Genomic DNA, 18,791 nt, shown 5'->3' on the forward strand with positions numbered 1-18,791 from the left:
GCGCCGGCCTGGCCGCGCCGCCGCCCGCAGTCCGGCCGTTCCCCCCGGCGGGAACGGTTTACCGGCGTTGCCACACCTTCCAGCGTTCCTTGCCCGCAAACACGGCAATCGAATCGTCCACCGCAGCATCTTCCACGCAACGAAACGATGGTGCCAGCAGCGCGTCGAGCGCGGCCTGGCCGATGCCGAATGGCGGCCCCTTGGGCGCATCGTCGAAGAAGAAAAATCCCGCCAGCAATGCCCCCGGCGCCAGCAGGGCGGCCCAGCGCGCGGCGACCTGCGGCCACATGGCGCGCGGCAAGGCGCACAGGAAGGCGCGTTCGTAGATCAGTTCCAGCGGCTGCGCGGGCGCGTACGTAAAAAAATCGGCCTCGCGCACGCGCGCGCTCCACGGTCCCACCGCCGCCCTGGCGGCGCTCACCGCGCCCGGCGAAAAGTCGATGGCGGTGGCGTCCCAGCCGGCGTCGGACAGGTAAGCCAGTTCGTAGGCGGCGCCGCAGCCGGGAATCAGGGTGCGCAGCGGACGTTCGCTGCGTGCCACGAAGTCGCGCAGCGCGGCCGGCACCCCGCCCCGGTCCCAGGGCGTGAAGCCGCGCTCGAAGCGCTCGTCCCAGAAGGCGGGCGATTGCGGGTCGCGGCTGGCAAAGTCGGGCATGCTCAGAACAGATGGGTCAGGCGGCCGTAGGCCAGCGCCACCGCCGCGCTAGCCACCACCACGGCGGCGCCGCCCAGCGCCAGCGAGAGCAGGCGGTTGGTGCGCTGCTGTTCGAGCACCAGCATCTTGAGCAGGTCGTCGTTGGCGCCGGACGGTTCGGCGGCCTGCTGCAGGGCCCGGTGAACCAGGCGCGGCAGCTGCGGCAGGATATGCGTGTAGCGCGGCGCCTCGGCCTTGAGGCGCTCGACCATGCCGCGCACGCCGACCTGCTCGCCCATCCAGCGCTCCAGGTAGGGCTTGGCGGTCTTCCAGAGGTCGAGGTCGGGGTCGAGCTGGCGCCCCAGGCCTTCGATATTGAGCAGGGTCTTTTGCAGCAGCACCAGTTGCGGCTGGACTTCGACGTTGAAGCGGCGCGAGGTCTGGAACAGGCGCAGCAGGATCTGTCCGAACGAAATATCCTTGAGCGGGCGGTCGAAGATCGGTTCGCAGCAGGCGCGCACCGCCGATTCGAGCTCGTCGACGCGGGTTTCGCGCGGGGCCCAGCCCGATTCGATGTGGGCTTCGGCCACGCGCTTGTAGTCGCGCCGGAAGAAGGCCAGGAAATTTTGCGACAGGTAATCCTTGTCGAAGTCGTTCAGGGTGCCGACGATGCCGAAGTCGAGCGCGATGTAGCGGCCGAAGGTCTGCGGCGCCACCGACACCAGGATATTCCCGGGGTGCATGTCCGCATGGAAAAAGCCATCGCGGAAGACCTGGGTGAAGAAAATTTCCACGCCATCGCTCGAGAGTTTTTTCAGGTCCACGCCCTCGGCCGCCAGGCGGTCGATCTGCGACACCGGAATGCCGTGCATGCGTTCCATCACGATCACGCTGCTGGCGCAGTAATCCCAGTACATTTCCGGCACCATCAGCAGGTTGGAGCCGGCGAAATTGCGGCGCAGCTGGCTGGCGTTGGCGGCTTCGCGCATCAGGTCGAGCTCGTCGTGCAGGTATTTGTCGAACTCGGCCACCACTTCCTTGGGTTTCAGGCGCTTGCTCTCGGCCCAGATGCGGCCGATCAGCTCGGCGGCGATGTGCATCAGCGCCACGTCTTCGTCGATCAGCTTTTTCATGCCCGGACGCAACACCTTGACCGCGACTTCCTTGCCATCCTTCAAGGTGGCAAAGTGCACCTGGGCGATCGACGCCGAGGCCACCGGCGTGCGGTCGAAGCTGGCGAACAGTTCGTCCGGGTGGGCGCGCAGCGAACGCGTGATCTGGGCAATCGCCAGCTCGGAGCTGAACGGCGGCACCCGGTCCTGCAGGTGGGTCAGCTCGTCGGCGATATCGAAGGGCATCAGGTCGCGCCGGGTCGACAGCACCTGGCCGAACTTGACGAAGATCGGCCCCAGTTCTTCCAGCGCCATGCGCAGGCGCACCCCGCGCGGGGCCGAAATATCGCGCCAGAAGATCACGGTGTCGATCAGCTTGGCCGTGCGCGGCACTTTCAGGCCGGAGATGGCGATTTCGTCGAGGCCGTACTTGACCGCGACCCGGAGAATTTTAAGCAGGCGCAGGAATTTCAATACCATTAAAGATCCAGTTTCTGTTGCCCGGCCGCATTGAGCGCATCCGGTGCGGCGCCAGGCGCCAGCGTTTGTTCGAGCCGCGCGAGGCGCTTGGCGGTGCGTTCGACATCGTCGCGCAGGCGGCTCACATCGGCGCCGAACTCCTCGACGGCCGAGGGGCGCACCAGCAGGGGCTGCTCTTCGAGGAAGAATTCGGCCATATTTTCAGTCACCTTGCCGTGCAGGGCGCGCACGCCGTCGAACACGGTCCTGGCGCCGCCGGCGACGCGCCTGGCGGCAATCGGGCCGAGCACGCGCTCGAGGTCGTGTTCGGCCTCCCAGCGCAAGCCCTTGCTCAATTGCGACATCGTGTTGGCGAACTCGGCGTCGCCTTCGATCTTGACGTAGGAAAAGGCTCGCTCGCGGTTCCGGGCGATCAGCGGCAGGTCGGCCAGCTTGACGCGGATGGTGACGCTGGCGCCCTGCTCGGCCTCGGCGGGGGCGGCGGCCAGCATGCCGTCGCGCGTGACCAGCAGGCGCAGGGCGATGGCGCCGGCGTCGATGCAGGCCACCTTGCCGCTGTGCGGCGCCAGCGCATCCCTGGCCCACGCTTCCTGCGCCAGCAAGTGATTGATTGCGGCGATGGCGGGCGCCATCAGCGCGGATTGGGGAGACATGGAGTTCGGTGGTGACATGGGGCACGCTTAAAAAACAAAACCGCCAGGGACAGCAGGCGGTTTCGATCTTACCAGTTTGGCGCGCCGTTTTCCGGCGGCACTGTTACTTTGAGAAAGAATAATCAGGAAAGCTGTCCGATGCCGGCCAGCTTCCAGTCGCCGCCGCCCTTGACCGGCTTGGACATATTCCAGACCTCGGCCAGCGCTTCGGGCGCGGCGCCGGCCGCGGTGCGGATCTGGCCGCTGAAACGGACCGTGGCCAGGTAGCTGTCGCCCACCGTCTCGACGCCCAGCAATGCGGACTCGATGGAAAGCACTTCCGTCACGCTGGCGCCGGGCGCCTGCATCTGCGGCTGCAATTCGGCATACACCTGCGGCGTGGTGAACTGGCGCAGGTCGTTGGCGTCGGCCTTGTCCCAGGTTTTTTGCATGCGGATGAAGGTGGCCTTGGCCTGGCGCAGCAAGGCGCCGGTATCGACGCCGGGCGGAACAGCCGGCTTGGCGCTGGCCGCCGCCGGCGCGGGCCGGGCCGCCGCATCGCGCCGGCGCTTCATGCGGAAAGCGAAGAAACCGGCCAGGCCGAACAGCATGACCGCGCCGCCGATATACACCTGGGCCGGTAATTCCGAGGCGGCGGCGGCGGCCGGGGCGGCGGCGGGAGCCTGCTGCGCCATGGCCGTGCCGGACAGCGCCGACATGGCGAAAACCATGCTTGCAACAAATTTTTTCATCGTACTGATCCTAGAACTTGATACCGGTGTGCAAGGCCGCCACCCCGGCCGTCAAATTGAAATACTGGACCCGCTCCAGGCCGGCCGTTTCCATCATGGTCTTGAGGGTGTCCTGGTCCGGATGCATGCGGATCGACTCGGCCAGGTAGCGGTAGCTCTCGGCGTCGCCGGCAATCTTCTGGCCCAGCCACGGCAGCACCGAGAAGGAATACAGGTCGTAGGGCTTTTGCAGCGCTGCCGCCACCTTGGAAAACTCCAGCACCAGCAGCTTGCCGCCCGGCTTGAGCACGCGCCGCATTTCGGCCAGGGCCTGGTCCTTGTGGGTCATATTGCGCAGGCCGAAGGCCACGCTGACGCGGTCGAAATAGTTATCGGGGAAAGGCAGCTTTTCGGCGTCGCACAGCAGGGTCGGCGTGATCAGGCCCTTGTCGAGCAGGCGGTCGCGGCCGACGCGCAGCATCGACTCGTTGATGTCGGTAAGCCAGACTTCGCCGGTCTTGCCGGCCTGCTTCGCAAACGCCCTGGCCAGGTCGCCCGTGCCGCCGGCGATATCGAGCACCTTGAAGCCGGGGCGCACGCCCGCGTTGGCGATGGTGAAGGTTTTCCACAGCCGGTGCAGGCCGCCCGACATCAGGTCGTTCATCACATCGTACTTGGATGCGACCGAATGGAACACCTTGGCCACTTCGTGGACCTTGTCGTCCTCGGAGACCGTTTTGTAACCGAAATGTGTGCTGTTTGTCATAGTAGGGCTGCCGTTTGTCTGCGTGCATTATACAAGCGACCCACGGCGGCGGCACATGACACGGCCGGGAGCGGTGCCACCGGCCTTCCGGCCGCTGCCAGCCGCTGCTGGCCGCTACTAGCCGCTACTGGCCGCTACTGGCTCCAGGCGCGCGAACGCTCGACCGCGCGCCGCCATTCGCCCAGGCGCTGCACCCGCTCCTGCTTCGCCATGGCGGGCTCGAAGCGCCGCTCCATCTGCCACTGGGCCGCGATTTCTTCCTGCGAAGCCCAGAAGCCCACCGCCAGCCCGGCCAGGAAGGCCGCGCCGAGGGCCGTGGTTTCGGTCACCACCGGGCGCACCACCGGCACGCCGAGGATGTCGGCCTGGAACTGCATCAGCAGGTTGTTGCGGGCGCAGCCGCCGTCGACCCGCAACTGGGTCAGCGGCATGGCGGCGTCGGCCTGCATGGCGTCGAGCACGTCGGCGCTTTGCAGGGCGATGCTTTCCAGGGTGGCGCGCGCGATATGCGACTTGTTGGTGCCGCGCGTCATGCCGACCATGGTGCCGCGCGCGTAGGCGTCCCAGTGCGGCGCGCCGAGGCCGGCGAAGGCGGGCACGAACAGCACGCCGCCATTGTCCGGCACGGCCAGCGCCAGGTCCTCGACCTGGTCCGCGTGCTCGATGATGCCGAGGCCGTCGCGCAGCCACTGGATGGCGGCGCCGGCCATGAAGACGCTGCCTTCGAGCAGGTAATCGGTCCGGCCCGGGAGCGACCAGCCGATTGTGCTGATCAGCTTGTTCTGCGAGATCGTGGCAGCCTGGCCGGTGTGCATCAGCATGAAGCAACCGGTGCCGTAAGTATTCTTGGCCATGCCGGGGCTGTGGCAAGCCTGGCCGAAGGTGGCGGCCTGCTGGTCGCCGGCGATGCCCGCGATCGGCAGGGCGGCGCCGAACAGGCTGGCGTCGGTGTGGGCGGCCACGCCGCTGCTGGCCACCACGTGCGGCAGCAGGCCGGCCGGAATGTCGAGCAGGGCCAGCAGTTCATCGTCCCACTGCCCCGTGTGGATGTTGAACATCAGCGTGCGCGCGGCGTTGCTGGGGTCGGTCAGGTGCTTGCCGCTCATTTTGAAGATCAGCCAGCTGTCGACGGTGCCGAAGGCCAGTTCGCCGCGTTCGGCGCGCGCGCGGGCGCCGGGGACGTGATCGAGCAGCCATTTGAGTTTGGGGCCGGAGAAGTAGGCGTCCAGCACCAGGCCGGTTTTTTGCTGGAACAGCGCTTCGTGGCCGGCCTCGCGCAGGGCTTCGCAGCAGGGCGTGCTGCGCCGGTCCTGCCAGACGATGGCCGGGGCCACCGGCTCGCCGCTGGCGCGCTCCCAGAGGACCGTGGTTTCGCGCTGGTTGGTGATGCCGACGGCGGCGATGTCGGCCGCCGCCACGTTGTTGGTGCGCAGGACCTGGTCGATGACGGCGCGCTGGGACGTCCAGATTTCGCTGGCGTCGTGTTCGACCCAGCCGGGCTGGGGGAAGAACTGGCGGAACTCCTGCTGCGCCGCGCCGTGGATGTGACCGGCGCGGTCGAACAGGATCGCGCGCGAACTGGTGGTGCCCTGGTCGATGGCGAGAATGAATTTGGTCATGCTGGGTCGCTGGTAATCTCGTCGTCCCCGCCTGCGCGGGAACGACGGTTTTGAGGTTCGAGGAGATAAGAGCGTTAACTTACCGCCTAGCGCACCCGCCCTTCCTTCCACGCCTTGAGCAGGACATCATACGCAATCGTCTCGCCCTTCGGCTTCTCGTTGGCCAGCTTCTTCCACGGCGCGGCCTTGTCGCTCAGGTGGGTGGCCGGGTCGCCCTTCGGATTCAACTTCGGCGGGCAATTCTGCATCCCCGCGCGCTGCAGACGCGACATCACGTTATCCATTTCCTCCGCCAGGTTATCCATGGCCGCCTGCGGGGTCTTCTCGCCGCTCACCGCCGTGGCCACGTTCTTCCACCACAGCTGCGCCATCTTCGGATAATCGGCCACGTTGTTGCCGGTCGGGCTCCAGGCCACCCGCGCCGGGCTGCGGTAAAACTCGATCAGGCCGCCGTATTTATCCGCGTTCTTGGTGAAGTAATCGTGCTTGATGTCCGACTCGCGAATGAAGGTCAGGCCGGTGATCGACTTCTTGAGCGAGACCGTCTTGGACGTCACGAACTGCGCGTACAGCCAGGCCGCCGCACGGCGGTCCGGCTGGGTCGACTTGAAGAAGGTCCAGGCGCCCACGTCCTGGTAGCCGTTCTGCATGCCCTCTTTCCAGTACGGGCCGTGCGGCGACGGCGCCATGCGCCATTTCGGCTTGCCGTCCGCCTGCACCACCGGCAGGCCCGGTTTCATCATCGATGCGGTAAACGCGGTGTACCAGAAAATCTGCTGCGCCACGTCGCCCTGCGCCGGCACCGGGCCGGATTCGGAGAAGGTCATGCCGCCCGCCTGCGGCGGCGCGTACTTCTTCATCCAGTCCACATACTTGGTCAGCGCATAGACCGAGGCCGGCGAGTTGGTGGCCCCGCCGCGCGCGACCGCCGCACCGACCGGCGTGCACTTGTCGGCCGCCACGCGGATGCCCCATTCGTCGACCGGCAAGCCGTTCGGAATGCCCTTGTCGGCGGCGCCGGCCATCGACAGCCAGGCATCGGTGAAGCGCCAGCCCAGCGAGGGGTCCTTTTTGCCGTAATCCATGTGGCCGAACACCTTCTTGCCGTCGATGTTCTTGACATCGTTGGTGAAGAATTCGGCGATGTCTTCGTAGGCCGACCAGTTCTGCGGCACGCCCAGCTCGTAGCCGTACTTGGCCTTGAATTTGTCTTTCAGGTCCTTGCGCGCGAACCAGTCGGCGCGGAACCAGTACAGGTTGGCGAACTGCTGGTCGGGCAGCTGATACAGCTTGCCGTCCGGCGCGGTGGTGAAGCTGGCGCCGATGAAGTCCTTCAGGTCCAGGCCCGGATTGGTGAAGGCCTTGCCCTCGCCCGCCATGTAATCGGACAGCGGCATGATCGCGCCGTAACGGTAGTGGGTGCCGATCAGGTCCGAGTCGGAGACCCAGCCGTCGTAAATACTTTTACCGGACTGCATGGAGGTCTGCAGCTTCTCGACCACGTCGCCTTCCTGGATGATGTCGTGCTTGACCTTGATGCCGGTGATTTCCTCGAAGGCCTTGGCCAGCACCTTCGACTCGTAGACGTGGGTATCGATGGTCTCGGAGACCACGCTGATTTCCTTGATGCCCTTGGCCTTGAGTTTGGCGGCAGCGTCGATGAACCACTTCATTTCATCCATCTGCTGCTGCTTCGACAGCGAGGAAGGCTGGAATTCCTGGCCAATCCATTTTTCGGCTTCCTTGGTATCGGCCCAAGCACTCGCCGTGGCCAGCAACGCCGCCGCCATCAGTGTCATTTTCAGTTTCATGTCTCCGCCTTTTTTTATATGTACGTCGTTAAGAAAGTACCCCACCATGCACCGGCGCCCGGTCAGCCCCAGCGCATCACAATCAACAGCACCACAAACCCGATCGCCGCGCCGATCCCCTGATGCAGGTCGGACAGGCCCGCCCATGCGAGGTTAACATAGGCCGCCGTCAACAGGCCAATAAACAGGCGGTCGCCGCGCGTCGTCGACATCGGCAAAAAGCCGCGCCGCTCGATCGACGGCGAACGCACCTGCCAGATCGTCATCCCGGCCAGCATCAGGCCGATGCAGCTGAAGAAGATCGCCACCGGCGCGGTCCACGCCATCCATGAAAACAGGTTTTCCATCTCACACCCTCCCCATGGCAAAGCCCTTGGCAATATGATTGCGCACGAACCAGATCACCAGCGCGCCCGGCACGATGGTCAGCACGCCGGCGGCGGCCAGCACGCCCCAGTCCATGCCGCCGGCCGACACGGTGCGCGTCATGATGGCGGTGATCGGCTTGGCGTCCACCGAGGTCAGGGTACGCGCCAGCAGCAGTTCGACCCAGCTGAACATGAAGCAGAAGAAGGCGGTCACGCCGACCCCCGATTTGATCAGCGGCAGGAAGATCTTGAAGAAGAAGCGCGGGAAGCTGTAGCCGTCGATGTAGGCGGTTTCGTCGATCTCCTTGGGGATGCCGGACATGAAGCCTTCCAGGATCCAGACCGCCAGCGGCACGTTGAACAGCATGTGCACCAGCGCCACGGCCAGGTGGGTGTCCATCAGGCCGACCGTGGAATAGAGCTGGAAGAACGGCAGCAGGAACACCGCCGGCGGCGTCATGCGGTTGGTCAGCAGCCAGAAAAACAGGTGCTTGTCGCCGACGAAGGAGTAGCGCGAGAACGCATACGCGGCCGGCAGCGCCACCGCGACCGACATCACCATGTTCATCATCACGTAGATCATGGAGTTGATGTAGCCGCTGTACCAGGACGGATCGGTGAAGATGGTGCGGTAGTTCGCCAGCGTGAATTCGCGCGGGAACAGGGTGAGCGCCCCGGTGATTTCCTCGTTGGTCTTGAACGACATGTTCAGCATCCAGTAGATGGGCAGCATCGCCAGCACCAGGTAGAACACCAGCAAGGGTGTGGACAGGCGCTTCATTTGGATTCTCCCGTGCCCAGACGTTGCATCCAGCTATACAGCACGAAGCAGAACAGCAGGATGATGAGGAAGTAAATCAGCGAGAACGCGGCGGCCGGACCCAGGTCGAACTGGCCCACGGCTTTCTGCGTCAGGTACTGCGACAGGAAGGTGGTGGCGTTGCCAGGCCCGCCGCCGGTCAGCACGAACGGCTCGGTATAGATCATGAAGCTGTCCATGAAGCGCAGCAGCACGCCGATCATCAGCACGTTGCGCATCTTGGGCAGTTCGATGTAGCGGAACACCGCAAAGCGCGAGGCGCCGTCGATGCGCGCGGCCTGGTAGTAGGCGTCCGGGATCGAGCGCAGGCCGGCGTAGGCCAGCAGCACCACCAGCGGCGTCCAGTGCCACACATCCATCACCAGCACCGTCACCCAGGCGTCCACCACGCTGCCGGTGTAGTTGTAGCTGATGCCCATGCGGTTGATGGTGTTGCCCATCAGGCCGATGTCGTCGCGTCCGAAAATCTGCCAGATGGTGCCGACCACGTTCCAGGGAATCAGGAGCGGCAGGGCGATCAGCACCAGCGCGAGCGAGGCGCGCCAGCCGCTGGCCGGCATGGTCAGGGCGATCAGGATGCCGAGCGGGAGCTGGATCAGCAGCACCGCCATCGAAAAGCCCAGCTGGCGCGCCAAAGCGCCATGCAGTTCGCTGTCGCGCATGATCATCTTGAACCATTCGGTGCCCACGAAGACGCTGTTGGTGGGGCTGAGGATGTCCTGCACCGAGTAGTTCACGATCGTCATCAAGGGCAGCACGGCCGAAAAGGCCACGCAGATGATCACCGGGAGTATCAGCAGCCAGGCGCGGTTGTTATAGGTTTTCATGTCAGGCCACCCGCTTGTCGTTGACGTAGTAAAGAGTGCGCTCGGGCGGAAAGCGCAGCCACACCGCTTCGCCCGCGCGCGCCGGGGCGCTGCGCAGCTTGGCGGTGACGGTATGGCTGCCCACGGCAAAATCGGCCATGAAGTGCGTGCCCATGTTGCGTACGCTGGCCACGGTGGCGGCCACGGCGCCGCTGCCTTGCGCGGGTGCGCATTCGACGAACTCGGGACGGATGCCGATGGTGATGGCGGCGCCGCCGGCCAGCGCGCCTTGGGCGGCGGCGGGCAGGTCGACGCTGTCCGCGCCGGCGCCGGTACCAAAACAGGCGCGGCCGTCGCGCACCGGGCAGGCCAGCAGGTTCATGCCGGGGTTGCCGATGAAGTAGCCGACGAAGGTGTGCGCCGGTTCCTCGAACAGTTCCTGCGCGCTGCCGGTCTGCACCACTTCGCCCTGGGTCATCACGACCACCTTGTCGGCAAAGGTCAGCGCCTCGACCTGGTCGTGCGTGACGTAGATCAGCGAGAGTTTGAGCTCGTGATGGATCTCCTTGAGCTTGCGCCGCAACAGCCACTTGAGGTGCGGGTCGATCACCGTCAGCGGCTCGTCGAACAGCACCGCCGCCACGTCGGGCCGCACCAGGCCGCGGCCCAGCGAGATCTTTTGCTTGGCGTCGACCGCCAGGCCGCTGGCGCGCTGTTTCAGGTCGGCGGACAGTTCCAGCATGGCGGCGATGCGCTCGACGCGCTTGCGCGTTTCAAGCTCTTTCCAGCCACGGTTACGCAGCGGGAAGGCCAGGTTGTCGAACACCGTCATGGTGTCGTAGATGACCGGGAACTGGAACACCTGCGCGATATTGCGCGCCTCGGGCGGCAGGTCGGTGACGTCCTTGCCGTCGAACAGGACGCGCCCGTGCGAGGGGCGCACCAGGCCCGAGATGATGTTCAGCAGGGTGGTCTTGCCGCAGCCGGAAGGACCGAGCAGCGCGTAGGCGCCGCCGTCTTCCCAGGTCAGGTTCATGGGACGCAGGGCGTAGTCTTCGGGACGCTGCGGATTCGGTTTGTAGGCATGCGCCAGGTCGGGCAGTTCGATGCGGGCCATTTACACTCCCTCCTGCGGCTGCGGCGGCGCAAACAGCAGGGCGCCGCCGGAGGCGAACACGAACAAGTCGTCCGGACGCAGGTACACCGTGCACGGCACGCCGAGGTCGAGGTTATGCACGCCGGTCAGCTGCGCCACCAGCCCGATCGGGCCGCGATGCAGGTGGACATAGGTTTCGGAGCCGCTGATCTCGGCCAGTTCGACCTCGGCCTGGATCGGAAAGTCGTCGGCGTGCAGGGGCGCCAGGCGCAGGCTGTGGGCGCGCAGGCCGAGCACCACCTCGCCATGCTGCGCGGCCTGGCGGCGCTGGGCCTCGTTGAGCGGGATCGCGAGGTCCGGCGCCAGTTGCGCCATGCCGTCGGCGCCGACGCTGGCGCTCATCAGGTTGATCGGCGGATCGCTGAAGGTGCGCGCGCTCTGGACCGAGTTGGGCGCGTTGAACACATCGAGCGTGGCGCCATGCTGGAGCAGGCGTCCTTCGTGCAGCAGCACCGTGTGGCCGCCCAGCTGCAGGGCTTCGAGCGGCTCGGTGGTGGCGTAGACGACGGTGGTCTTCCCTTCCGCGAACAGGGCGCCGAGTTCCTTGCGCAGTTCTTCGCGCAGCTTGTAGTCGAGGTTCACCAGCGGCTCGTCGAGCAGCAGCAGGGCCGATTCCTTGATCAGCGCGCGCGCCAGCGCGGTGCGCTGCTGCTGGCCGCCCGAGAGCTGCGCGGGCAGCTTGTCGAGGTGCGCGGCGATGTGCAGGCGCTCGGCCATGCTGGTGACGCGGGTGCGGATCTCGGCCTCGGGCACGCGCTTGATGCGCAGCGGCGAAGCGATATTGTCGAACACCGTGAACGACGGATAATTGATGAACTGCTGGTACACCATCGCCAGGTCGCGCTGGCGCACCGGCAGGCCGGTCACGTCCCTGCCGCCGGCGATCACCTTGCCGTGCGTGGGCCGGTCCAGGCCCGCCATGACCCGCATCAGCGAGGTCTTGCCGGCCTGCGTGGTGCCCAGCAGGACGTTGATGGTACCGGGTACCAGTTCGAGCGACATCGGGTACAGGTGATCCTGCGCCCCATACTTCGTGCTCACGTTTTCCAATGCCAGCTGCATTTCGTCTCCTGTTGTCTTGCTACTGCATCCCTGTGGCGGGATTTGCTTTTTTTGCTACGTCTACTTGCGGTATTCGGTGATCCAGGCGTCGACGGCGACGCTGGCGTCGCGCGGCAGATGCAAGCCCAGTTTGGAGCGGCGCCACAGCATGTCGGTGGCGTTGGTGGCCCATTCATGATCGATCCAGTAGGCCGCTTCGGCTTCGTACAGGCCGGGCACGATCTGCGCGCCCATGGCCGCGATGCTGGTGCGCCGGTCGATGACCAGGTCGATGCGGGTGCCGTAGGCGCGCGCATAGCGCGCCACCAGCGGCGCCGGCAGCCACGCGTACTGCTTCTGCAGGTCCGCGACATACTTGTCGAATTCGAGCACGCTGCGCTTGTCCGGCCGCGGTCCGTGCACGTCGCCGCCGGGCAGGCAGGCGTCGGCCGTCCATGCTCCGTGGGCGTTGCCCAGCCCTGGCGCGATCAGGTCGACGGCTTGCTCGGCCAGTTTGCGGAACGTGGTGATCTTGCCGCCGAAGACGGACAGCATCGGCGCACCCTTGTCATCGAATTCGAAAGTGTAGTCGCGCGTGACGTCGGAAGCGTCGCTGGACTCGTCGTCGAGCAGCGGACGCACGCCGGAATAGCTCCACACCACGTCGGCCGGGGTGATCGGCTTGATGAAATAGCGGCTCGACAGCGCGCACAGGTAATCGATTTCGGCCTGGTCGATTTCGACCTTGCCGGCGTCGCCATGGTATTCGAGGTCGGTGGTGCCGATCAGGGTGAAGTCCTGCTCGTACGGGATGGCGAACACCACGCGCCCGTCCGGGTGCTGGAAGATGTAGGCGTAAGGATGATCGAACAGGCGCCGCACCACGATATGGCTGCCCTTGATCAGGCGCACCGATTTGTCGGCCGGCCCCGGATTGGTCCCCTGCAGGAAGCGCGAGGCCCACGGACCGGCGGCGTTGACGATGCAGCGCGCGCTGATGTCGATCGCCTGGCCGTTGACGCGGCGCAGGCGCGCTTCCCAGCGCCCGCCCTCGCGCCGGGCGGACTCGCAGGCGGTGCGGGTAAACACCGTGGCGCCTTTGCCGGCCGCGTCGATCGCGTTGAGCACCACCAGGCGCGCATCGTCGACCCAGCCGTCGGAATACACGAAGCCGCGCGTAAAGTCGGATTTGAGCGGCGCGCCGGCCGCGTGGCGGCGCAGGTCGATGCCTTCGGAGCCGGGCAGCAGCTCGCGCCGCGCCAGGTGATCGTACAGGAACAGGCCGGCGCGGATCATCCACGCGGGACGCTGGCCCTTGTCCACGGGGGTGACGAAGCGCATCGGCCACATGATGTGCGGGGCGGCGCGCAGCAGCACTTCGCGTTCGATCAGCGCCTTGCGCACCAGGCCGAATTCGTACTGTTCCAGATAACGCAGGCCGCCGTGAATCAGCTTGGTGGCCGCCGACGAGGTATGCGAGGCCAGGTCGTCCTTCTCGCACAGGACCACGGACAGGCCGCGCCCGGCCGCGTCGCGCGCAATGCCGGCGCCATTCACGCCGCCGCCGACCACCAGTACATCACACGCGATACTGCCCGCCTTGTCCATGTCGCTCTCGCTTCGATTGGGGAATCTGGAATCACTGCAAAGATAAACAATACGACAAGAACGAAAAAAATGAAACAACAATTTATGTGTTTGTTTTCGTTTTGGTTCGTTTGTGATAAATTTGGCCTTTTTACAGGAGCCCACATGACGCTCAATCCACGCCAGCGCCGCATTCTCGACGCCGTGCGCCAGCAGGTGACGGTCTCGCTGGAAGCGCTTGCGCAGCAGCTGGAAGTGACGCCGCAAACGGTGCGGCGCGACGTCAAGCTGATGGAAGAAGCGGGCCTGCTGGCGCGCTACCACGGCGGCGTGGGCCTGCCCTCGTCGGTCCAGAACATCGACTACAGCGACCGCCAGGTGCTCAACGTGGACGCCAAGCGCCGCATCGCCAGCGCGGTGGCGGCGCAGGTGCCGTCGCACTGTTCGCTGTTGATCAATATCGGCACCACCACCGAAGAAGTGGCGCGCGCGCTGGTGCACCACCAGGGACTGCACGTGGTCACCAACAACCTGAATGTGGCGGCCATCCTGTGCGACAGCCCGGGCTGCGAAGTGATCCTGGCCGGCGGCGTGGTGCGCGGACGCGATCGCGGCATCGTCGGCGAAACCACCATCGATTTCATCCGCCAATTCAAGGTCGACATCGGCATCATCGGCATTTCGAGCATCGAGCCCGATGGCACCCTGCGCGACTTCGATCCGCGCGAGGTCAAGGTGGCGCAGGCCATCATCGAGCAGTCGCGCGCCGTGTGGCTGGTGGCCGACCACGACAAGTTCGGACGCCAGGCCCTGATGCGCATGGCGCACGCCTCGCAGATCGACGTGCTGTTCACCGACGCCAAACCGCCCGAGGCCCTGGCCCGCGTGCTGCGCGACGCCAAGGTAAATGTTGTAATTGCGCAATAATCAAGGCGAGCGCTGGGCCGCTGGCGGTTTTTGGGGGATGATTGATGTTACCCTGTCTCCCCCTATTTTGTTAGCGAATGAGCATGTCGACTTTTCTGATCATACTTGTGGTGCTTGCACTCGTGGCCGGCGCCGTGGCGGCCGGTTACTTCTACATGCAGCGCAGTCAGGTCAGCAAGCTGGCGGGCGATTTCAAGCTGTATTCCCCCTACCTGGTCGAGCAGACCGCGCGCGTGCGCCTGCGCGTGCAGCCGCTGGGACGTGAATACATCGGCGAAGAAGACGCCGACGCCTACGCCGAAATGAAAAAGCTGTGGTCGGGGATGACCAACCACCGCATGAAGTTGATCGGCACCTTCGCCTCCGACGAAAACCAGCGCGTCTACATCATCGGCCAGCACCCGGACAACAAGATCGTCGGCCTGGTGGCCCTGCAGCGCGGCATGCGCCCCTTCGTCGAATTCCTCAAGCTCTCGGGCAGCGGCACGGTCGGCGTGTTGAGCGGCGCGCCGGGGGCGCGCGCCATGCGCGTGGCCACGCTGACGGTCGACCCCAGGCAAAAGCCGTCGTGGCGTGCGGCGGTCGAGGCGTTTGCCTCCACGGCGGAAGGCCGGACGCTGGACGTCAACAAGCTGATCGTGCTGTTCGAACGGGTGCACTCGGCGCGCATGGACTTCCAGCTGAAGGCCGCCCCGACGCTGGACGAAATCAAGTCGCACGCCGCCGCCCAGGGCGCCGCCGATACCTTGCACGGCCAGCAGCTCGATCACGCGCTGGAGATGAACCTGGTGGCCTGGCGCGACGCGGTGCAGGTGGCGCTGCTCGACAACACCCGGCGCAAGCTCAAACTGACGGTCGACACCTGGTCGCGCCTGGAGGCGCAACTGATCGTCATCCACGCCGGCATGGACGTGGACGACGTCATCGCCAAGCTGGCGGAGCATCCGAACGTCGATGCGCTGGGCATTCAGCTGATGGCGCAGGAACTGGGGCCGCTGGAGATTTTCAAGCAGATCAACGAGCAGCTGGCGCCGGCCGACCGGCGCCGCCTGGTGACCGAACTCGGTTCCCCGGTGCCGGCCGCGATCTACGCGCGCGCCGGCGCGATGCAGTCGGCGGGCGTGCCGGCGCAGGCGATGGCCGCGTAAGCGAGCGCTCGCTTAGGGTCTGCTGTGCCTTGACGTGGGTGGAATCGAGTGCGGCGCCATTCCAGTCAATCAGGTCGTTGGCGTCGGCATGAACCTGCAATATCTTCAGTAAGCGATCCATATACCCATGTAGTTCTGTCAGACAGACCCTGGTCGGCAGCTGTGAGAAGACCCGGCGCCTCTGGTTTCCCCCTGATGTTATTGAGCAACACCCGATGATTATCGGTATCGCGACAATATTCGCTGGACTATCATTCTGGTCTTCAAAGGCAGACTTAGTGCTGCCTTCGTCTTGTCATTTCTAATTTAGGAACCAATGAGCATCATTGTACGGAGAACGGCGACGGCGTTGCTGGCAGCATTTGTGTTAATTGGCTGCGGGGGCGGGAGTGGAGGAGGCAGCCCCGGTGGAAGTTCTGGAGGAGCGAACCCGACGGAGAATCTGCCACCGAGTCCCATCACGCTTAGCAGGCCTGGCCCGATATCGATTCGTGGAACCGGGGTGGTCGGTGGCTACATGGCCGCACCGACGCTGACTGGCACGGTCTCCGGCAACTTAGCTGTCCTGTATCCAAATGACGTCCATTTCGAAGTCACTGATTCCCAAGGGTTGTTTCAAGGGGGAAATTTCTACCTGGACACCAGCGTGACGCCGGCGACGTATCGCGCAAGTTTATTTCAAGAAAAGTTCACCACGCCGGGCCACTTTACGGGCAGTCTGCGTTTGCGGTTGTGTCTTGACCGTGCCTGTACCAAGCCCTTTAGCGGCGCGCCGATTGTCGTACCTTATGACGTGACGGTGCAAGCAGGACTGGCCTTAAGCCGCAGCGCGATCACGGTGAGCGCGCCGTTCGGAACGGTGCCCGCCCCGGAGGCGGTCGATGTCACGACCTCGATCGCCAGTACCGGCTGGACTGCGGATCGCACCACACCCTATGTCTCCAGCTCTCGGCCGCCCCGCGTTGATGTCGTCGATCCTGGACTCCATCTTCGCACCGGCAAGCAACTGCAGCTGCGGTTTTTGCCAGAGAGGCCGGGTGAGTACATCGAGACCTTCAAGGTCAGCGCTTACGCGACCTACCCCGGAAATTCGCCCGCCAACCCGGGCCGGGAGTTCGTCGAAACCATCACGGTGCGCTACCTGGTTACGCCCAATCCTGCCGTCGACATTGTGTTCTTCCCTGCTTCCCTGGACATTACGCAAAAACAGGAAACGTTGAACCGGTATTACCCGCACCATTTCGTCACCAATACCAACGTTAGTGCCTACTTCGAGGGTATCGAATACCTCACCAGCGCGGGCAATGCCGGACCCTACAACAGCTGGTTCGATGAAAGCGCTATGCAATCATTACATACCTGCCACGGCCCGCCCACGGCCTGCCTCGTTCCCGGTCTGTACACCGCGCGCTTGCGGTACCGCCTCACGACGGCGAGCGGCGCACGGCTTGTCTACTTCCCAATCAACTTGACCGTGACAAAATAAACGACCGATCGCCCATTGCCTGGCGCCCCCGGTATGGCTCAGGACTCCTTGCGCGCGGTGATGCCGACGTAGCGGCGGTCGTCGCGCGCCACGGTGCGGATGACGTAGCCGGCGTCGGGGTTCGACAGCAGCACTTCGGCATTGATCACGCCGCAGCCCGGCTGGATGGTCTCGGGCGACTGGAACAGGTCGTACTGGACGCGCGACTGGTGGCTGTAATCGAGACTGAGTTCGCTGCGCAGGCCGCCGGCCAGGGGAACGACCAGGTACCGCGCAGGAAGCTCTTGAAGCGCGGCGCGAACGGCAGCGCCTTGCCACTGAGGTTGCACGATGCGGCAGCCGCCGGCGGGCAGTTGACGTTGTCGACAATGGCCTCGGTGTAGGCTGCGGCGGCCGTCAGCCGCAGCTGCGGCAAGGGGCGGGCGCCGATGTCGATCTCGAGGCCCCGCGTGGACACGTCGCCCGCGTTGATCAGGCGCGTGACCACCGTGCCGGCCACGGTGTCGTAGAAATTGGCCTGGTAGTTGGCGTAGCCGGTCTTGAACAGCGCCGCGTTGAGCGTTACCCGCTTGTCGAACAGGGTCGACTTGAGGCCCAGTTCCAGCGAGTTCGACGTCTCCGGCTTGAGCGCCAGGGTGTCGCGCGCCAGCACATTAAAGAACCAAGCCGCAGCCGCGCCGGCGTGGTGCCGGTCGATGCGGCCATCGTCGCCAACCAGCAGCGCGTGGCCAATCTGTTCTATCAGGAGAAGCTCATTCCCAGGCCCGTGACCATCGCCGGCAGGACTTGGGAGCGGAAAAGCGCGAAGCGCCAAATCAGTGCTTGTGGCCGCAGCCCTTGTGCGCGGTGGCCGCGCCAGGCAGTTCCGCGCCCGGTTCGCGTCCGGCGTCGCCCTCGAAACCGGCGGCATGCAGGCGCGCCATGTAGTCGGCCCACAGGGCCGCCTGCTCGTTACCGAGCTTGTACAGGTAATCCCACGAGAACAGGCCGGTGTTGTGGCCGTCCGAGAAGGTCGGCTGCACCGCGTAGTTCCCCACCGGTTCGAGCGCCGTCACGCCCACATCGCGTTTTCCCAGCTGGAGCACTTCCTGGCCCTGGCCGTGGCCGCGCACTTCGGCCGAGGGCGAATACACGCGCAGCAGTTCGAACGGAATCGAAAAACTGCTGCCGTCCTCGAACGAGATATCGAGGACGCGCGATTTTTGGTGGACGGTCAGTGCGGTCGGATTCATGCGGATTTTTCCATGCGGCGGACGATGTCGGCCGCCAGTGTCGGCAGCAGCGCGCGGCGCTGCGCCAGGGTTGTTTCTTCGGTCGCGCGCACCGCCGCCGTCCATACCGGATTCGGGAAGTGCGCATCGTCCGCGTAGCGCGGAATAACGTGCCAGTGCAGGTGCGGCGTCATGTTGCCGAGGCTGGCGACGTTGATCTTGTCGGGCCCCAGCACCTCGCGCAGCGCCAGTTCCACATGCCACACCGCGTCGGTGAGGTGCATGCGTTCGCCCGGCGCCAGGTCGGTCATTTCCTTCACGTGATCGTTCCAGATCACGCGGCAAAAGCCCGGATAGGCGGCGTCGTCGACCAGGATGACCGACAGCCTGTCGTCGCGCCAGACCGGTTCGACCGCCAGTTCGCACAGTTCGCAGCTTTTGATAACGCTCATACCA

At 65.0% G+C, this 18,791-nt stretch carries 19 protein-coding genes; 3 read left to right on the forward strand and 16 right to left on the reverse strand.

Features of this window, described 5'->3' with window-relative positions:
* Window positions 1-58: 58 nt before the first annotated feature.
* From EJB06_RS22045 to glpD, 13 genes are all read right to left on the reverse strand, one after another.
* Window positions 59-655: a methyltransferase domain-containing protein gene (locus EJB06_RS22045; RefSeq protein ID WP_126076161.1), complete on the reverse strand. Its 597-nt coding sequence runs from the start codon at window positions 653-655 to the stop codon at window positions 59-61.
* Between the two features lie 2 nt (window positions 656-657).
* Complete coding sequence (gene ubiB / locus EJB06_RS22050; protein WP_126076208.1) at window positions 658-2,220, reverse strand: ubiquinone biosynthesis regulatory protein kinase UbiB; 1,563 nt, start codon at window positions 2,218-2,220, stop codon at window positions 658-660.
* A 5-nt stretch (window positions 2,221-2,225) separates the two neighbouring features.
* A complete protein-coding gene (locus tag EJB06_RS22055; protein ID WP_229427212.1) occupies window positions 2,226-2,879 on the reverse strand; it encodes a ubiquinone biosynthesis accessory factor UbiJ in 654 nt (217 codons plus the stop codon).
* A gap of 122 nt (window positions 2,880-3,001) precedes the next feature.
* Window positions 3,002-3,610 (reverse strand): Tim44 domain-containing protein, encoded by a 609-nt coding sequence (locus EJB06_RS22060; RefSeq protein ID WP_126076163.1) that lies wholly within the window; start codon window positions 3,608-3,610, stop codon window positions 3,002-3,004.
* Between the two features lie 10 nt (window positions 3,611-3,620).
* On the reverse strand, window positions 3,621-4,355 hold the full coding sequence (gene ubiE / locus EJB06_RS22065) for a bifunctional demethylmenaquinone methyltransferase/2-methoxy-6-polyprenyl-1,4-benzoquinol methylase UbiE (protein ID WP_126076164.1): 735 nt from the start codon (window positions 4,353-4,355) through the stop codon (window positions 3,621-3,623).
* Window positions 4,356-4,489: 134 nt separating this feature from the next.
* Window positions 4,490-5,974, reverse strand: coding sequence for a glycerol kinase GlpK (gene glpK, locus EJB06_RS22070; RefSeq protein ID WP_126076165.1), 1,485 nt, complete (start codon window positions 5,972-5,974; stop codon window positions 4,490-4,492).
* Window positions 5,975-6,060: 86 nt separating this feature from the next.
* On the reverse strand, window positions 6,061-7,785 hold the full coding sequence (locus tag EJB06_RS22075; RefSeq protein WP_126076166.1) for an ABC transporter substrate-binding protein: 1,725 nt from the start codon (window positions 7,783-7,785) through the stop codon (window positions 6,061-6,063).
* Between the two features lie 62 nt (window positions 7,786-7,847).
* A complete protein-coding gene (locus EJB06_RS22080) occupies window positions 7,848-8,123 on the reverse strand; it encodes a DUF2160 domain-containing protein (RefSeq protein WP_126076209.1) in 276 nt (91 codons plus the stop codon).
* A 10-nt stretch (window positions 8,124-8,133) separates the two neighbouring features.
* A complete protein-coding gene (locus tag EJB06_RS22085; RefSeq protein ID WP_126076167.1) occupies window positions 8,134-8,934 on the reverse strand; it encodes a carbohydrate ABC transporter permease in 801 nt (266 codons plus the stop codon).
* Window positions 8,931-9,800 (reverse strand): carbohydrate ABC transporter permease, encoded by an 870-nt coding sequence (locus tag EJB06_RS22090; RefSeq protein WP_126076168.1) that lies wholly within the window; start codon window positions 9,798-9,800, stop codon window positions 8,931-8,933. Before EJB06_RS22090 ends, EJB06_RS22085 begins: the two co-directional genes overlap by 4 nt.
* Before the next feature lies 1 nt (window position 9,801).
* Complete coding sequence (locus EJB06_RS22095) at window positions 9,802-10,896, reverse strand: ABC transporter ATP-binding protein (protein ID WP_126076169.1); 1,095 nt, start codon at window positions 10,894-10,896, stop codon at window positions 9,802-9,804.
* Window positions 10,897-11,997 carry an ABC transporter ATP-binding protein gene (locus EJB06_RS22100; protein WP_126076170.1) on the reverse strand — a complete coding sequence of 367 codons (1,101 nt, stop codon included), beginning with the start codon at window positions 11,995-11,997 and terminating at the stop codon, window positions 10,897-10,899.
* A gap of 60 nt (window positions 11,998-12,057) precedes the next feature.
* The gene (gene glpD / locus EJB06_RS22105; protein ID WP_126076171.1) at window positions 12,058-13,584 is read right to left on the reverse strand and encodes a glycerol-3-phosphate dehydrogenase; all 1,527 of its coding nucleotides are present in this window, start codon (window positions 13,582-13,584) and stop codon (window positions 12,058-12,060) included.
* A 144-nt stretch (window positions 13,585-13,728) separates the two neighbouring features.
* On the opposite strand from glpD, the gene EJB06_RS22110 reads away from it, so the two are divergent.
* From EJB06_RS22110 to EJB06_RS22120, 3 genes are all read left to right on the forward strand, one after another.
* Window positions 13,729-14,490, forward strand: coding sequence for a DeoR/GlpR family DNA-binding transcription regulator (locus EJB06_RS22110; protein WP_126076172.1), 762 nt, complete (start codon window positions 13,729-13,731; stop codon window positions 14,488-14,490).
* Window positions 14,491-14,573: 83 nt separating this feature from the next.
* Complete coding sequence (locus EJB06_RS22115) at window positions 14,574-15,638, forward strand: hypothetical protein (RefSeq protein ID WP_126076173.1); 1,065 nt, start codon at window positions 14,574-14,576, stop codon at window positions 15,636-15,638.
* A 517-nt stretch (window positions 15,639-16,155) separates the two neighbouring features.
* Entirely contained in the window at window positions 16,156-17,124 is a 969-nt protein-coding gene (locus EJB06_RS22120) for a hypothetical protein (RefSeq protein WP_126076174.1), read from the forward strand.
* A 145-nt stretch (window positions 17,125-17,269) separates the two neighbouring features.
* On the opposite strand, the gene EJB06_RS22125 is transcribed toward EJB06_RS22120, so the two are convergent.
* From EJB06_RS22125 to EJB06_RS22135, 3 genes are read right to left on the reverse strand one after another with little or no spacing between them, the layout of a single operon-like run.
* Window positions 17,270-17,938, reverse strand: a complete 669-nt coding sequence (locus EJB06_RS22125) for a TonB-dependent receptor domain-containing protein (RefSeq protein WP_126076175.1) — start codon at window positions 17,936-17,938, stop codon at window positions 17,270-17,272.
* A gap of 1 nt (window position 17,939) precedes the next feature.
* A complete protein-coding gene (locus EJB06_RS22130) occupies window positions 17,940-18,356 on the reverse strand; it encodes a gamma-butyrobetaine hydroxylase family protein (protein WP_198420890.1) in 417 nt (138 codons plus the stop codon).
* Complete coding sequence (locus EJB06_RS22135) at window positions 18,353-18,787, reverse strand: HIT family protein (RefSeq protein ID WP_126076176.1); 435 nt, start codon at window positions 18,785-18,787, stop codon at window positions 18,353-18,355. The genes EJB06_RS22130 and EJB06_RS22135 overlap by 4 nt, the downstream gene beginning before the upstream one ends.
* Window positions 18,788-18,791 lie beyond the last annotated feature (4 nt).

The organism is Massilia atriviolacea, assembly GCF_003953935.1.
Taxonomy (GTDB): Bacteria; Pseudomonadota; Gammaproteobacteria; order Burkholderiales; family Burkholderiaceae_D; genus Telluria_A; species Telluria_A atriviolacea.

What these genes read in the sequence shown, in the direction of transcription:
- EJB06_RS22060 (WP_126076163.1), bottom strand. Translation starts at nt 3,610, where the DNA reads ATGAAAAAATTTGTTGCAAGCATGGTTTTCGCCATGTCGGCGCTGTCC.
- EJB06_RS22095 (WP_126076169.1), bottom strand. Translation starts at nt 10,896, where the DNA reads ATGGCCCGCATCGAACTGCCCGACCTGGCGCATGCCTACAAACCGAAT.
- EJB06_RS22120 (WP_126076174.1), top strand. Translation starts at nt 16,156, where the DNA reads ATGGCCGCACCGACGCTGACTGGCACGGTCTCCGGCAACTTAGCTGTC.
- EJB06_RS22110 (WP_126076172.1), top strand. Translation starts at nt 13,729, where the DNA reads ATGACGCTCAATCCACGCCAGCGCCGCATTCTCGACGCCGTGCGCCAG.
- EJB06_RS22055 (WP_229427212.1), bottom strand. Translation starts at nt 2,879, where the DNA reads ATGTCTCCCCAATCCGCGCTGATGGCGCCCGCCATCGCCGCAATCAAT.
- EJB06_RS22045 (WP_126076161.1), bottom strand. Translation starts at nt 655, where the DNA reads ATGCCCGACTTTGCCAGCCGCGACCCGCAATCGCCCGCCTTCTGGGAC.
- ubiE (WP_126076164.1), bottom strand. Translation starts at nt 4,355, where the DNA reads ATGACAAACAGCACACATTTCGGTTACAAAACGGTCTCCGAGGACGAC.
- EJB06_RS22090 (WP_126076168.1), bottom strand. Translation starts at nt 9,800, where the DNA reads ATGAAAACCTATAACAACCGCGCCTGGCTGCTGATACTCCCGGTGATC.
- EJB06_RS22100 (WP_126076170.1), bottom strand. Translation starts at nt 11,997, where the DNA reads ATGCAGCTGGCATTGGAAAACGTGAGCACGAAGTATGGGGCGCAGGAT.
- glpD (WP_126076171.1), bottom strand. Translation starts at nt 13,584, where the DNA reads ATGGACAAGGCGGGCAGTATCGCGTGTGATGTACTGGTGGTCGGCGGC.
- EJB06_RS22085 (WP_126076167.1), bottom strand. Translation starts at nt 8,934, where the DNA reads ATGAAGCGCCTGTCCACACCCTTGCTGGTGTTCTACCTGGTGCTGGCG.
- EJB06_RS22075 (WP_126076166.1), bottom strand. Translation starts at nt 7,785, where the DNA reads ATGAAACTGAAAATGACACTGATGGCGGCGGCGTTGCTGGCCACGGCG.
- EJB06_RS22115 (WP_126076173.1), top strand. Translation starts at nt 14,574, where the DNA reads ATGTCGACTTTTCTGATCATACTTGTGGTGCTTGCACTCGTGGCCGGC.
- EJB06_RS22135 (WP_126076176.1), bottom strand. Translation starts at nt 18,787, where the DNA reads ATGAGCGTTATCAAAAGCTGCGAACTGTGCGAACTGGCGGTCGAACCG.
- glpK (WP_126076165.1), bottom strand. Translation starts at nt 5,974, where the DNA reads ATGACCAAATTCATTCTCGCCATCGACCAGGGCACCACCAGTTCGCGC.
- EJB06_RS22130 (WP_198420890.1), bottom strand. Translation starts at nt 18,356, where the DNA reads ATGAATCCGACCGCACTGACCGTCCACCAAAAATCGCGCGTCCTCGAT.